This is a genomic window from Rahnella laticis, from assembly GCF_015644585.1.
Taxonomy (GTDB): domain Bacteria; phylum Pseudomonadota; class Gammaproteobacteria; order Enterobacterales; family Enterobacteriaceae; genus Rahnella; species Rahnella laticis.
The window spans coordinates 482,293-494,302 of sequence record NZ_JADOBI010000003.1; the positions used below are offsets into that span (position 1 = coordinate 482,293).

Sequence of the window (12,010 nt, forward strand, 5' to 3'; positions counted from 1 at the left end):
ACTGATTTAGACGGGATGGGCAATCAATGGTTTTTTTGTGCGCTGCTTGGAGAAACGTCAGAGTCTGAAGTCCGGGGACAACGATGCCCAGTGTTTTCTTAAAATCACTTTGTGGCCGGCAGACATGGGAAGTGTTTCCAGCCGGTCAGACCATTCATGCCGCGCGATACTCAGTACATCATCCAGATGCACTTTTATAGCTGGCCAGGAAATGCCAATCCGATTCGCCCATTTTTCAAAAGTGGAAAAACCGATCACTGCCCAGCGCTTTTCTTTCGCCATGTTTAACGCAACACCTTCTTCATCCTGCATATAAACCCGCGTACTGACGATGTCATAAGCCGGAGAAAGTCTGGCATTCAGACCATCAGGATAAATTACAGACCAGTTCTTCAGATGTGCATCCCCGTTTCCCAGTAAAATATTGACCAGTAACCGGCGCGCCATTTGCTGCACATCTTCTAAACCAGCTGACCCCACGCGATACAACAGTGCGGCAATTTGCTCATAGTTATAGCGCACGTATTTTTCGTGAGCATACACCTCAAAGATTTGCGCAAAATCCTCACTGTGGATGCGACCCGCCGGACCACGATCAAATCGTTTGATGCTGTAAGCAAAAGCTTCATCGGGAAGCCGGATATCAGGCAGATTAGTGATGTCAGAAAGCGCGGTAAGCTTGACCTCCGGAATGTCCACACCCGCCATTTCGGCCAGCGTCATGGACGTAAATTCGTTTTCAGCCAGCGAAGGATGCACGACTGACGGCGTTTTGATAATCCAGCTGTCACCGTCAACGTCAGCGCTGATATTAAACCTTCCGCCCTCCCTGAAAGCAGAGAACTTCAGCTGCACGCCTGCCAGTGAAAATTTATTAGCAAGCCGGTGTACTTCAATCTGCACCGGCACCAACCGGTTATCCCGTGAAGCTTTTGCCCATGCGGGCATTTCACCTAATGGCAGGGCTCTGACCGAAAGCGCGCCAGGCAAATTTTTCGCCGTATAGGCAAGAAGGGGAAATTCGGAATCACGATGAGTTTTGAGTTCAAGCGCCAGCCACGCACGCATCGCGCCTTCCGGCAATAAATTGGAAAGCACAGGCGGCAATCGGAGTGTTGAAATCAGCGGCTGGCGCAAATAATCAGGATGCGATTTTTGTGTAAGAGTAAAAACGGGTCGCACACTTTCTGGCAACGCTGCGTAAGCGGGATCGAACGTCAGTATATTTCGGCTGCCAGAATAATGTGCCAGAACGCCGATCTGCTGATCGTGCAAATAGAGAGCCAGCGCCTCCACAGATTCCGTTGTATTGCTCATACTTAATCCTCCAGGTCACGCAGCAGATCCTGCCAGTTGTCGGGCTGACGCTCTTCAAGACGGGTCTTCTCCGCGGGAACAGAAAGCAACTCCTTAACTTCCAAAACCCTTTTGCGCGGCACCAGCATCATTTCAAGATCCATTCCTTCCAGAATGCGTAATAAAGTTGAAAGACGCGGGTCGCCACCGGACTCGATTCGCTGATACTGCTGCTGGGACATACCGATTTTCATCAACATGTCTTTCTGATTGAGATCCAGTTCCAGCCTGCGTTTTTTGAGGAGTTCCGGAAGTTCATTTAGCGATTTCATCAGAATTTCCTACGGAGACGTTTACAACACACTAGTTGTAAATTTGTACAATAACAACTTATGAATTGTTTTCACCATGGAATTACAATCAATATATTGTATTCAACACCAAATACAACACATCAGCTGTAATTACCGGTTCTTTACAACGAATAGGTTGTTAATCAGCCCAGCGGCAGCGCCATCATGATGGCGTCTTCGCGGCCTTGTGCGGCGGGATAATAGTTACGGCGGACGGAGACTTCGTTAAAGCCCAGGCTTTCGTATAACGCGATCGCTTTGGCGTTGGAGGCGCGGACTTCCAGCCAGAGCGTGAAAACGTCTTTTTTCTCAATCTGTTGGATGACGTCTTCCAGCAAGGCCCGGCCTAATCCCTGACGCTGAAATGCCGGATCGATGGCAATATTGAACAGCGTGGCTTCATCAAGAACGATTTGCGTAATAGCAAAACCGGCCATCACGTCGTTGTGCATGATTTTGAGATTCAGATAGCGTTCGCCCTGATTGCTGGCGAGCGTTTTTTCCGTCCACGGGAAAGCGTGGCTGGCCTGTTCAATTTCAAATGCGCGGGGAAGATCAGCGGGCGTCAGGATAGAAATGTTGTTCATTTTCACAGATCTGCTGCCAGAGTGCGCGTTTTGCGCTGGCGTCTTGATAAAGCTCGGCGAGAGCCGGGCTGGATAACTGCGTACCGGCGAGCGTAAGCGGTTCGCTTAAACCCAGTCGCCAGATATTGCAGCGGGTATCTTCCGGCAACATGGTTACCTGTTCCGGCGTCAGGCGGTAAACCTGCGGTTCAGCCAGTGCCAGACTGCGGAGCACATCGCGCACCAGCGGATCATCTTCAGCGGGCGGTACGTCGGCGACAATCAATAATTTTGTCTCCGCAGGCAGGCTGACGGCGACTTCACCCTGCAAAACCGCAGGCCGGCGCAGCGTCCACTGGGTAATGCCCAGTTGTTGTAACAGTGTATCTCGTCTGGATGCCATGCCTGATCCCTGCCCGTTGAATAGCGAAAAGCCGGGCTATGCTAGCAAACACATCGAACATGCGCCAATAAACCTCTATAATCGCGCGTTACATTCCTGAGGAGCCACACCCTGATGTCTGCATTAACTCCGGCCAGCGAAGTCATACTGCGCCATAGCGAAGAATTTGAAGGCCGCCGCGTCCTGTTCGCCGGCGACTTACAAGATAACCTGCCTGCTGAACTCGACGCCGAAGAAGTCCGCGTTCACACCAATATGTATCACCACTGGCAGATGCTCAGCAAAACGCTGGGCGACAACGTGCAGTTCGGCTTACTGGCCGACGCAGACCTGATCGCGCCTTGCGATGTGCTGGTGTATTACTGGCCGAAGAGCAAGCTGGAAGCCAAATTCCAGCTTTTCAACCTGCTGTCACAGCTGCCGGTCGGTATCGACGTATTTGTCATCGGTGAAAACCGCAGTGGCGTTCGCAGCGCGGAAACCACGCTGGAAGGCTTGTGCGAACTGAGCAAAATCGACAGTGCGCGCCGTTGCGGCCTGTATCACGGGCGTCTGGAAAAACAGCCTGAATTTGATGCAGAGGGCTGGTGGGATGAGTACATGGTCGAAGAAGTGACCATCAAAACCCTGCCGGGCGTATTCAGCCGTGAAGGTCTGGACAGCGGAAGCCTGTTGCTCATCAACAGCTTCGAAGAGCCTGTTAAAGGCAAAGTGCTGGATGTGGCCTGTGGTTCCGGCGTTCTGGCATCCGTGCTGGCGACATACTCGCCGAAGATGAAAATCACGCTGAGCGATGTGAGCGCAGCCGCTATCGAAGCCAGCCGCGCCACACTGGCCGCCAATGATTTGCCGGGCGAAGTGATCGCCAGCAACGTTTATTCCGATATTACCGGTCGTTTTGACATGATCATCTCCAACCCGCCATTCCACGAAGGTCTGCAAACCAGCCTGACGGCGGCTGAGCAGCTGATCCGTGGCGCGGTCAGCCATCTGAACATCGGCGGCGAACTGCGCATTGTGGCTAACGCCTTCCTGCCATACGCCGCGCTGCTGGATGACACGTTTGGCAGCCATGAAGTGCTGGCACAAAATGGCCGCTTCAAAGTGTACAAAGCAGTACGTGGCCGTCCGCCGCGTGATCCAAAGAAAAAGCGTTAATCCGTCGTTTTACTGCTCGCTGAGGATACGCATCATTTCTGCGTTGTAACGGTCACCCGCCGCAACGTGGAAAGGAAACACTGCTTCGATCGCCGCGATTTCGGCTTCACTCAGGGAGACATCAAGCGCGGCGATGTTTTCCTCAAGATAATGACGACGTTTGGTGCCAGGGATTGGCACCAGATTATCGTTACGCGATAACACCCATGCCAGCGCCAGCTGCGACGGTTTCACCCCTTTTTCCTGCGCCAGTTCACCGATTTTTTCCGCCAGTTGCAGATTCTTCGCGAAGTTTTCACCTTCGAAACGCGGGCTGAAACGACGGTAATCGTCAGGCTCAAGATCGTCCATTGAACGGATTTGTCCGGTCAGGAAACCGCGTCCCAGCGGGCTGTACGGCACAAAACCAATGCCAAGGCGTTCGCACGCCGGCAAAATCTCCGCTTCCACATCCCGCGACCACAGCGAATATTCCGTTTGCAGCGCGGTAACCGGATGCACTTTGTGCGCACGCTCCAGCAGGCTGACAGACACTTCGCTCAGCCCGATGTAACGGATCTTCCCTTCCTGAACCAGATCCGCCAGCGCGCCCATGGTTTCCTCAACGGGAACGGACGGATCAGGACGGTGCTGATAATAGAGATCGATAACATCCGTTCCCAGACGCTTCAGGCTGCCTTCAACGGATTGACGGACATAATCCGGATGTCCGTTGGTGGCGCGTGCGTGCGGGTTCGCGAGGTCACGCACGATGCCGAATTTGGTGGCCAGGAAAACTTTATCGCGACGCCCTTTCAGAAAACGTCCCAGCAGTTCTTCATTGGTATGCGGGCCGTACACGTCGGCGGTATCAAACATCGTGACGCCCAGTTCCAGCGCACGTTCCAGCGTCGCCATCGACTCTTTTTCATCCTGACCGGTGGTGTAGAAATCGCTCATGCCCATGCAACCCAAACCGAGCGCTGACACCATCGGACCCATTTTTCCAAGCTGACGTTGTTTCATTGAGATTCCCTCGAGACATGAAGAGTAAGTAACGGGAGGAAGTGTGGTTGTTATTGCGGATAAGATAAATCATCCAAAACGTGCAACACTGTTCATAAATCGCAAACAATGGTGAGCGCCTGCGGAGAAGCAAAATGGATCAGATACAGGCAATGAAAATTTTCATCCGTATCGCCGAGCTGGAGAGTTTTAGCCGCGCGGCGGAAGACCTTGATTTACCGCGCGCAACGGTCAGCACGACGCTGAAACGGCTCGAACAGCGGCTGGGCGTTCGGCTGTTTTTGCGCACCACGCGTCAGGTTAAAATCACCGATGAAGGTAAAATTTATTACCAGCGCTGCCTGCAATTACTGTCAGCGCTGGAAGAAGCCGATACCTTATTTGCCCATCACAAAAACCAGCCCGCCGGAACGGTCAGAATCGACATGCCGCATTCGCTGGCGCGCGTGATGGTGATTCCGGCGTTGCAGGCATTTTATGAACGCTACCCGCATATCACCCTGAGCGTCAGCGCCAATGACAACTCCGTCAATTTGCTCGATCAGGGCGTGGATTGCGTGATTCGTGCGTGGCCGTCTGAAGACGAAAATCTGCAATCGCGGCATCTGGCCAATCTCGAACAAATCACCTGTGCGTCTCCGGCGTATTTCGCGAAATTTGGCATCCCGCAGACGCGTGCAGATCTCGCCGCGCATCAGGCTATTGGCTATTTTTTCGCACATCAGCAACCGGAATCACACCTGGAATTTGTCACGGATGGCACGGTCGAAAAAATTCCGTTACGCCGCACGCTGACGGTCAGCGGGGCGGATGCTTACGTGGCGGCGGCAAAAGCAGGTTTTGGCCTGGTTCAGGTGTCGAGACTGGCGATTGCGCAGGAACTGGAACGGGGAGAACTGGTTGAAGTCTTGTCAGCGTTAACGCCGCCGCCGATGCCGCTTTACATCATGTATCCGCCGGGACGTTTTCTCGCGCCGCGTATTCGCGTGTTTCTCGACTGGCTGATTACGCTCTTTTCACAGCCGGATGCGTGAGAGCTGCCTTCGGGCATTAATAGAAAAATTGCTGATTAAACCATCAATTAACCTGGCTTCGTTCTGACAGATTGACCCATTCACCGTGAATATGTTGTTTTTTACATCAACCGTCCTAAATGGGGGAAATAACAGTTGACGCCTGTGGGAAAATCTCTAGAATTCGCCCCCGTGGTTGTGTTACTTGCTGATGACATTCCGATGAATGCGTCAACACAGTAATCAATTGGTTCGCGATGGTGGCGGAATTGGTAGACGCGCTAGCTTCAGGTGTTAGTGTCCTTTGGATGTGAGGGTTCGAGTCCCTCCCTTCGCACCAAAACAATCGCAAGATTTATATTGCACGGCACGGTACGCGATGGTGGCGGAATTGGTAGACGCGCTAGCTTCAGGTGTTAGTGTCCTTCGGATGTGAGGGTTCGAGTCCCTCCCTTCGCACCACTCCGGTGATATAAATCAGCAGTAAGCAGAATTCATCTGTGCGAAGGTGGCGGAATTGGTAGACGCGCTAGCTTCAGGTGTTAGTGTTCTTACGGACGTGAGGGTTCAAGTCCCTCTCTTCGCACCACATGATTCTGTTCTTCGGTTTTTCCTTCCTGTATTAACTCTTTCGATTTCAAAAAGTAAAAAATCCCCTTCGCTTTACTGTTTTTCCTGTTTCTCATCTTCGTATTCCTGTGTTTAAAACCTGTTTTTTCATCTCAAACTAAAATTCAACGTTACTGCTGCCAGACCGCCAGCCAGCGCCATAAATGAGGGCAGCAGCAGATAATGGCGCAACGTCCGGTGGAACAGCATGCCCAGCGTCACCAGCATCGCGACCACGACCAGAACGCGCAGCTGATCCAACGTCATATGCGCCAGCGCCAGCAACGGCATCAGCGCGCAAGGCAGCAAAACGCCCCAGCCGCTGGTCAGACGCTTACCCAGCATCCACACAACCGCCCAGATCCCACATGCCATGACAATTGCCGGTATCATAACCCTTCTCCAAACGTTGATAATGAGAACTAATATCATATAGGATTTTTTCTCATTTACCAGTCGTCCCCGCAATAAATCAGACGACACAACGCCCGTCTGCCAGTGCGCCCGCCTTTAAGGTAAGGTCTGCGTGGTTATTTGCGGTCTTGTACTCCGTTTGGGTGACACCTGCGTACAAAAGTGCTAATTTTAAAGGCGTTAAACCAAATTAGTGAAACCGGGTTAATTAAATTTTTTATAATAGTCACTAAAAAAACTATATTTATAGAATTCTAATAATTACCTATTAGAACTATTAGCCTGCCTGCATGGAACTTGTCTTAATGGAATAAGCGCGCGGTATAGGGCGATAAGAATCTTTATCTATTCAGAACAACACACGCTAAATAGAGTAAATTTGATGATATCTCATTCCTATGATGAGCTGCTGAGAAGCAAACATCGGCTGGCGATGCTCCTGTTCTTTTTTTTAAATAGTGCCACGGCGCTATTTTCGATGGTTTATCCCCCCGACAATGCAGCGGCGACACCCTTTCCGCTGATACTGATTTTTGCACTTTGTTGTGGCGGGTTAATATTTTCTTTTTTCAGTAAGAAAAATTACTCTTCACATCTGAATATGTGTTCTGTGATTGTCGGTCTGTTATGGGCCTGGCAAATAGCATTACGTTTTGAGGAAGTCGGGCAAACAGATAAAAATTATCTGGTGATCAGTTTACTCAGTATATTCTTTATCAGCGCCATCGCTTTGTCAGATAATTTTCTGGCTTTTTGCCTTCATGCAGTACCTTCCACTATCTGCGTGATCTTTCTGGATGACTTTCAGCACATCGGGCATATCCTGTTCACCGTCATGTTGCCGCTGATTGGCCTGTGGCTGCATCACCTGATGCTCAAACGCAGTGACGAATTCACCCGCCGCATGGTGTCGAATCTCTACAGCGAAAGGGAAAAGTTCAGCGATCTCAGTATGCTGGATCCGCTCACCGGCCTGTACAACCGTCGTGGCTTGCAGAACAAGCTGGAAACCCTCTTTAATCAGGCGTCAGGCCATTACGTGATGCTGCTCGATATCGATCACTTCAAAGCCTACAACGACAATTACGGCCACAGCATGGGCGATCAGGCGCTGGTGCGCGTTTCTGCCGCCATTCGTGACGCCGTGCGTTCGCGGGATGTGGTCGTTCGTTATGGCGGAGAAGAGTTTCTGGTGCTGATGTCGAACGTGAAACAGGAACACGCAATCCGGATGGCAGAACGCATTCAGAATAAGGTTCTGGGGCTGAATATCCCGCATTTGTTTAACGCACAGGTCTCGACTCACGTTACCGTCAGCGCCGGGTTAGCTGCGCTGGAAGAGGGCGATTTTATTAGTGCCCTGGGCAACGCTGACGCCTCACTGTATAAAGCCAAAAACAGCGGGCGTAATAAAATATTTTATGCGTGGGAAGAGAATAATGAGCGCCACGAAATCGCTGAAGAAAAATTAGCCTGATTATTGCCGGAAAGTAACATTGATAACAGCGCGCTCATTGTTATTATTTTTGCTAGCGATAATGATACCGTTGCCCTGTTCGATAATAAAGCGCGCTCATTCATTATCACTGCATAATCATTCAATTTTCGGCCTGATTAATGGTTCAGGCTGAAAGTTAAACAGCTTGTTTACCTTATTGAATGTTACAAAACCCTGTTACCCGCCTGACTGAACGCCCTGCTTAAATAACCTTTCATTTTGTAAATCCCCACAAAAATAAGATGTATAAAAATAATCCTAATCCCGACGTTGTTTTGTCATCGTCCCCGCAGAATATTGCTTTTTCCCGCCAGGTTTTATGTTACAAATCCCGTCTACTTTATTGTTTTAACGCCATTATTTAGTCTGTTTCAAAATTTGTGAACTCTCTCACGTCCACCTTCCGGCGAGTGCCAGAGGCTATTTTCCCGTGGCACTGACCGGAAGGCTCCCTGATCGAACACTTCTTACACTGTTGCCCACCCGCCGTACTGACTTCTGACGGATCAGCGTGTTACGGCGGGCTTATTCACCTCATTACCACTCTGTTTCTCTACATAACAAAAGGTCCGGTGTATGAACAATTCGATAGTTTTAGGGATTATCTGGCATCTGATAGGAGCGGCCAGCGCAGCCTGCTTCTATGCACCTTTCAAGCAAGTGAAAAGCTGGTCCTGGGAGACCATGTGGTCGCTGGGCGGCTTCTTTTCCTGGATTATTTTACCGTGGGCGGTGAGCTACGTACTTCTGCCCGATTTCTGGGCGTATTACGGCTCGTTCAGCTTTGCCACCCTGCTGCCGGTTTTCCTGTTCGGCGCGATGTGGGGCATCGGGAACATTAATTACGGCCTCACGATGCGCTATCTCGGGATGTCGCTGGGGATCGGCATCGCCATCGGGATCACCCTGATTATCGGCACATTGATGACGCCGGTCCTGCAAGGCAAAATCGGTATGCTGTTCGGTACCGCCGGTGGCCGGTTAACGTTGCTCGGCGTGCTGGTGGCGGTGATTGGCGTGGCGATAGTCAGTTACGCCGGTTATCTGAAAGAGAAAGCGCTGGGGATTCAGGCGGAAGAATTTAACCTGAAAAAAGGGCTGATTCTGGCGGTGATGTGCGGGATCTTCTCCGCCGGGATGTCGTTTGCGATGAGCGCAGCGGTTCCGATGCACGACGCAGCACGCGCGCTGGGCATCGACCCGCTGTACGTGGCCCTGCCGAGTTATGTGGTGATCATGGGCGGCGGCGCTATCGTCAACCTTGGTTTTTGCATCATCCGTCTCGCGACGCGAAAGAACCTTTCGCTCAGGGCAGACATGTCCGTGGCGAAATCCCTGCTGGTGGCCAATATCCTGTTCTCCATCCTGGGCGGCACCATGTGGTATCTGCAATTCTTCTTTTACGCCTGGGGACACGCGAGCATTCCCATCGAATACGACTACATGAGCTGGATGCTGCACATGAGTTTCTACGTGCTGTGCGGCGGGATCGTCGGTCTGGTTCTGAAAGAATGGGTGTGCGTCGGCAGAAAACCGGTTCGCATTCTCTGCCTCGGTGCGCTGGTGATTATTCTGGCCGCCAATATCGTCGGGCTGGGAATGGCACTCTGATTTTCAATCCGTAAACCCTAGCGAAAACCCTGGCGGCAGAGCGTGCTTTGCCGTTATCAATCCGCCGCAATCAGCGAAAAAGGCTGCGGCGGCGTCTTTTTCGCCTGAGCAATAAACCGCTGCCGGTAATCCCTCGGCGAAACACCGTACGCACGGTTAAACACCACGGAAAAATAATTACTGTCGTCAAAGCCGCATTCGGCGGCCACGTCACCAATCGCCATGTTGCCATAACGCAGCAAACTCATTGCCCGGCACAGCCTGAGCTGACGCAAATAACTCATTACACTCAGGCCGGTATGTTGCTTGAATAACGCCCGCAGGCTGCGGGGATTCAGCTGATGTTGCTGACAAAACGTCTCCAGATGGAACGGTTCGGCAATGCCAGCCCGCAGCGCCATAAGCAATAAATCCAGTTGATGTGCGTCGGGCAACGCGCCGCTGTCCGGACGGTGCCGGAAGCGCAGCAAAAGCAGCGCCAGTTGCATCAGCAACGCCTCGCTCAGCTGAACAGATAGCGGCTCGGATTTCATACACTCCTTCGCCAGCTCATCCACTTTATCGCGTAAAACGGACATCCCGAGCGTGCTCAGCCGCCAGTAACGCTGTTCCTGGCTGGCATTTTCTCCCGGCAATAATTGCGCCCAGTCGGCTTCCAGCCGGAAACGTTCGCGGCAAAACAGCACATTATCGAGCGCCAGTTCATTGGCAGATTCATAGCTGTGCCGGTCTCTGGCGTTGATATAAAACAGGTCGCCGCAGGTAATGGGATAGGGAATATCGTTCCAGATATGCATACCGTTGCCACGCCAGACGATCACCAGTTCATCGAAATCGTGGTCATGGGTGGGGAAATCCGCCTGCGGATGGCGCTCTTCTACCACCACCGAGTTCATCCCGGTCAGAAAGAGGTCATTTTTATTGAGTCTTAAAGACATAGCAGCAATCCCATACCCGTTTGACGGCAAGATAAACGAGGCGGCTCAGGTAAAAACCTGAGCGCACGAGAGGCACCGCTTAACGTAGCTGATCACGCATGAGTTTTGGCGACACCGAAAATTCCCGACGGAACTGCGTCGAGAAATGGTTACTGTCACTGAACCCGCAGGCATAAGCGATATCCGTAATGCTCTGATCGCTGTGGTGTAAACGGCGGCGGGCTTCCAGCAGGCGCAGGCGGTTGAGATACCGCTGCGGCGTCATGCCGGTGTAATGCTTCATCTGCCGGTGCAGCGTGCGCAGCGCCAGCGAAAACCGTTCGGCGGCCTCGGTCCAGTTAACGTCCTCACTGTAATGTGACTGGAGCCATTGCAAAAGTTGGTTAACCCTGTTTTCCGAGGTATCTCGCAATTGTGGCTGGAAACAGTCCTGATAAAGCAGGATCAGCAGCTGTAAAAACAGGCTTTCGCGCGTGGCGATGTGTTCCATTTCCACACTGTCGGGCAGCGCTTCCAGCTGCGCGATACAGTTCAGAACCTGATGCAACACGCACGGGCTGAGCTGCCAGTGGATCTGCGACTGATAGTGATGTTCCTGCGGCAGAAAATGGCCGACATCCTGAATAAAGCGAAACGCTTTTGGCGAACGGAAAAGCACATTGGTCAGCCGCAGGTTATCCACGTTTTCAAACAAATGATGATCGCTGGCGCGGACAAAACACACCGTTCCGGCGGTCAGGGTATACGGATTGTCATTAAAGATGTGCACGCCCGAGCCGCTTTCCACCAGCATAATCTCGTGGAAATCGTGGTAATGCTCCGGGAAAACGTCTTGCGGAAGACGCCGCTCAACCGTCACAGTCAGCTCAGGTGCCGCAAAATAATCATCACCCTTCAGTAACGTCATTTATCGCCTCCGGTTCAGGAAATCATGATGCTTCGGAAAACAACCCTACCCTGCGCGTGCTGTTCTTACCTTCAAACGGCGGCGTGAAAAACGTCATAAACGGTCAGATTTTTAAGATTCACCCCACCACGCAACAGATCTGCGGCGAAGATCACAGTCGCCCGCCCTGCCCGCATCCCCGTTTGCAAAACCTCGCCAGAGCCAGCTTTAGGCTGATCTGTGATCTGCCTCGCATCTAC

Annotated in this window: 12 protein-coding genes and 3 tRNA genes; 7 read left to right on the plus strand and 8 right to left on the minus strand. The window is 51.8% G+C overall.

Annotation, left to right across the window (positions count from 1 at the left end; translation table 11 throughout):
• Positions 1-57: 57 nt before the first annotated feature.
• From IV433_RS08425 to IV433_RS08440, 4 genes are all read right to left on the minus strand, one after another.
• The gene (locus IV433_RS08425; RefSeq protein ID WP_195813665.1) at positions 58-1,317 is read right to left on the minus strand and encodes a type II toxin-antitoxin system HipA family toxin; all 1,260 of its coding nucleotides are present in this window, start codon (positions 1,315-1,317) and stop codon (positions 58-60) included.
• A 2-nt stretch (positions 1,318-1,319) separates the two neighbouring features.
• Positions 1,320-1,628 (minus strand): helix-turn-helix domain-containing protein, encoded by a 309-nt coding sequence (locus tag IV433_RS08430; protein WP_195813664.1) that lies wholly within the window; start codon positions 1,626-1,628, stop codon positions 1,320-1,322.
• A 164-nt stretch (positions 1,629-1,792) separates the two neighbouring features.
• Positions 1,793-2,236 (minus strand): ribosomal protein S18-alanine N-acetyltransferase, encoded by a 444-nt coding sequence (gene rimI / locus IV433_RS08435; RefSeq protein ID WP_195813663.1) that lies wholly within the window; start codon positions 2,234-2,236, stop codon positions 1,793-1,795.
• A complete protein-coding gene (locus tag IV433_RS08440) occupies positions 2,205-2,618 on the minus strand; it encodes a DNA polymerase III subunit psi (RefSeq protein WP_195813662.1) in 414 nt (137 codons plus the stop codon). Before IV433_RS08440 ends, rimI begins: the two co-directional genes overlap by 32 nt.
• Positions 2,619-2,732: 114 nt before the next feature.
• Between IV433_RS08440 and rsmC the strand changes: the two genes are divergently transcribed.
• A complete protein-coding gene (gene rsmC / locus IV433_RS08445) occupies positions 2,733-3,776 on the plus strand; it encodes a 16S rRNA (guanine(1207)-N(2))-methyltransferase RsmC (RefSeq protein ID WP_195813661.1) in 1,044 nt (347 codons plus the stop codon).
• Between the two features lie 9 nt (positions 3,777-3,785).
• Here rsmC and IV433_RS08450 read toward each other — a convergent pair whose 3' ends face one another.
• Complete coding sequence (locus IV433_RS08450; RefSeq protein ID WP_195813660.1) at positions 3,786-4,781, minus strand: aldo/keto reductase; 996 nt, start codon at positions 4,779-4,781, stop codon at positions 3,786-3,788.
• 134 nt (positions 4,782-4,915) lie between these two features.
• On the opposite strand from IV433_RS08450, the gene IV433_RS08455 reads away from it, so the two are divergent.
• The 4 genes from IV433_RS08455 (at position 4,916) to IV433_RS08470 (ending at position 6,383) form a co-directional block, all read left to right on the plus strand.
• On the plus strand, positions 4,916-5,815 hold the full coding sequence (locus tag IV433_RS08455) for a LysR family transcriptional regulator (protein WP_195813659.1): 900 nt from the start codon (positions 4,916-4,918) through the stop codon (positions 5,813-5,815).
• Positions 5,816-6,048: 233 nt separating this feature from the next.
• Positions 6,049-6,134: transfer RNA gene (locus tag IV433_RS08460), tRNA-Leu, on the plus strand.
• Positions 6,135-6,170: 36 nt separating this feature from the next.
• Positions 6,171-6,256 (plus strand) — tRNA-Leu (locus IV433_RS08465).
• Between the two features lie 40 nt (positions 6,257-6,296).
• Positions 6,297-6,383 (plus strand) — tRNA-Leu (locus IV433_RS08470).
• 128 nt (positions 6,384-6,511) lie between these two features.
• Here IV433_RS08470 and IV433_RS08475 read toward each other — a convergent pair.
• Positions 6,512-6,796 (minus strand): DUF1435 domain-containing protein, encoded by a 285-nt coding sequence (locus IV433_RS08475; RefSeq protein ID WP_195813658.1) that lies wholly within the window; start codon positions 6,794-6,796, stop codon positions 6,512-6,514.
• 403 nt (positions 6,797-7,199) lie between these two features.
• On the opposite strand from IV433_RS08475, the gene IV433_RS08480 reads away from it, so the two are divergent.
• Positions 7,200-8,294 (plus strand): GGDEF domain-containing protein, encoded by a 1,095-nt coding sequence (locus IV433_RS08480; RefSeq protein WP_195813657.1) that lies wholly within the window; start codon positions 7,200-7,202, stop codon positions 8,292-8,294.
• Between the two features lie 597 nt (positions 8,295-8,891).
• On the plus strand, positions 8,892-9,926 hold the full coding sequence (rhaT, locus tag IV433_RS08485; RefSeq protein ID WP_195813656.1) for an L-rhamnose/proton symporter RhaT: 1,035 nt from the start codon (positions 8,892-8,894) through the stop codon (positions 9,924-9,926).
• Between the two features lie 56 nt (positions 9,927-9,982).
• On the opposite strand, the gene rhaR is transcribed toward rhaT, so the two are convergent.
• Both rhaR and rhaS read right to left on the minus strand, forming a co-directional pair.
• Positions 9,983-10,864, minus strand: coding sequence for an HTH-type transcriptional activator RhaR (gene rhaR / locus IV433_RS08490; protein WP_195813655.1), 882 nt, complete (start codon positions 10,862-10,864; stop codon positions 9,983-9,985).
• 79 nt (positions 10,865-10,943) lie between these two features.
• The gene (rhaS, locus tag IV433_RS08495) at positions 10,944-11,771 is read right to left on the minus strand and encodes an HTH-type transcriptional activator RhaS (protein ID WP_195813654.1); all 828 of its coding nucleotides are present in this window, start codon (positions 11,769-11,771) and stop codon (positions 10,944-10,946) included.
• Positions 11,772-12,010: the final 239 nt, after the last annotated feature.

What these genes read in the sequence shown, in the direction of transcription:
- rsmC (WP_195813661.1), top strand. Translation starts at nt 2,733, where the DNA reads ATGTCTGCATTAACTCCGGCCAGCGAAGTCATACTGCGCCATAGCGAA.
- IV433_RS08480 (WP_195813657.1), top strand. Translation starts at nt 7,200, where the DNA reads ATGATATCTCATTCCTATGATGAGCTGCTGAGAAGCAAACATCGGCTG.
- rhaT (WP_195813656.1), top strand. Translation starts at nt 8,892, where the DNA reads ATGAACAATTCGATAGTTTTAGGGATTATCTGGCATCTGATAGGAGCG.
- IV433_RS08430 (WP_195813664.1), bottom strand. Translation starts at nt 1,628, where the DNA reads ATGAAATCGCTAAATGAACTTCCGGAACTCCTCAAAAAACGCAGGCTG.
- rimI (WP_195813663.1), bottom strand. Translation starts at nt 2,236, where the DNA reads ATGAACAACATTTCTATCCTGACGCCCGCTGATCTTCCCCGCGCATTT.
- rhaR (WP_195813655.1), bottom strand. Translation starts at nt 10,864, where the DNA reads ATGTCTTTAAGACTCAATAAAAATGACCTCTTTCTGACCGGGATGAAC.
- IV433_RS08475 (WP_195813658.1), bottom strand. Translation starts at nt 6,796, where the DNA reads ATGATACCGGCAATTGTCATGGCATGTGGGATCTGGGCGGTTGTGTGG.
- IV433_RS08455 (WP_195813659.1), top strand. Translation starts at nt 4,916, where the DNA reads ATGGATCAGATACAGGCAATGAAAATTTTCATCCGTATCGCCGAGCTG.
- IV433_RS08440 (WP_195813662.1), bottom strand. Translation starts at nt 2,618, where the DNA reads ATGGCATCCAGACGAGATACACTGTTACAACAACTGGGCATTACCCAG.
- rhaS (WP_195813654.1), bottom strand. Translation starts at nt 11,771, where the DNA reads ATGACGTTACTGAAGGGTGATGATTATTTTGCGGCACCTGAGCTGACT.
- IV433_RS08425 (WP_195813665.1), bottom strand. Translation starts at nt 1,317, where the DNA reads ATGAGCAATACAACGGAATCTGTGGAGGCGCTGGCTCTCTATTTGCAC.
- IV433_RS08450 (WP_195813660.1), bottom strand. Translation starts at nt 4,781, where the DNA reads ATGAAACAACGTCAGCTTGGAAAAATGGGTCCGATGGTGTCAGCGCTC.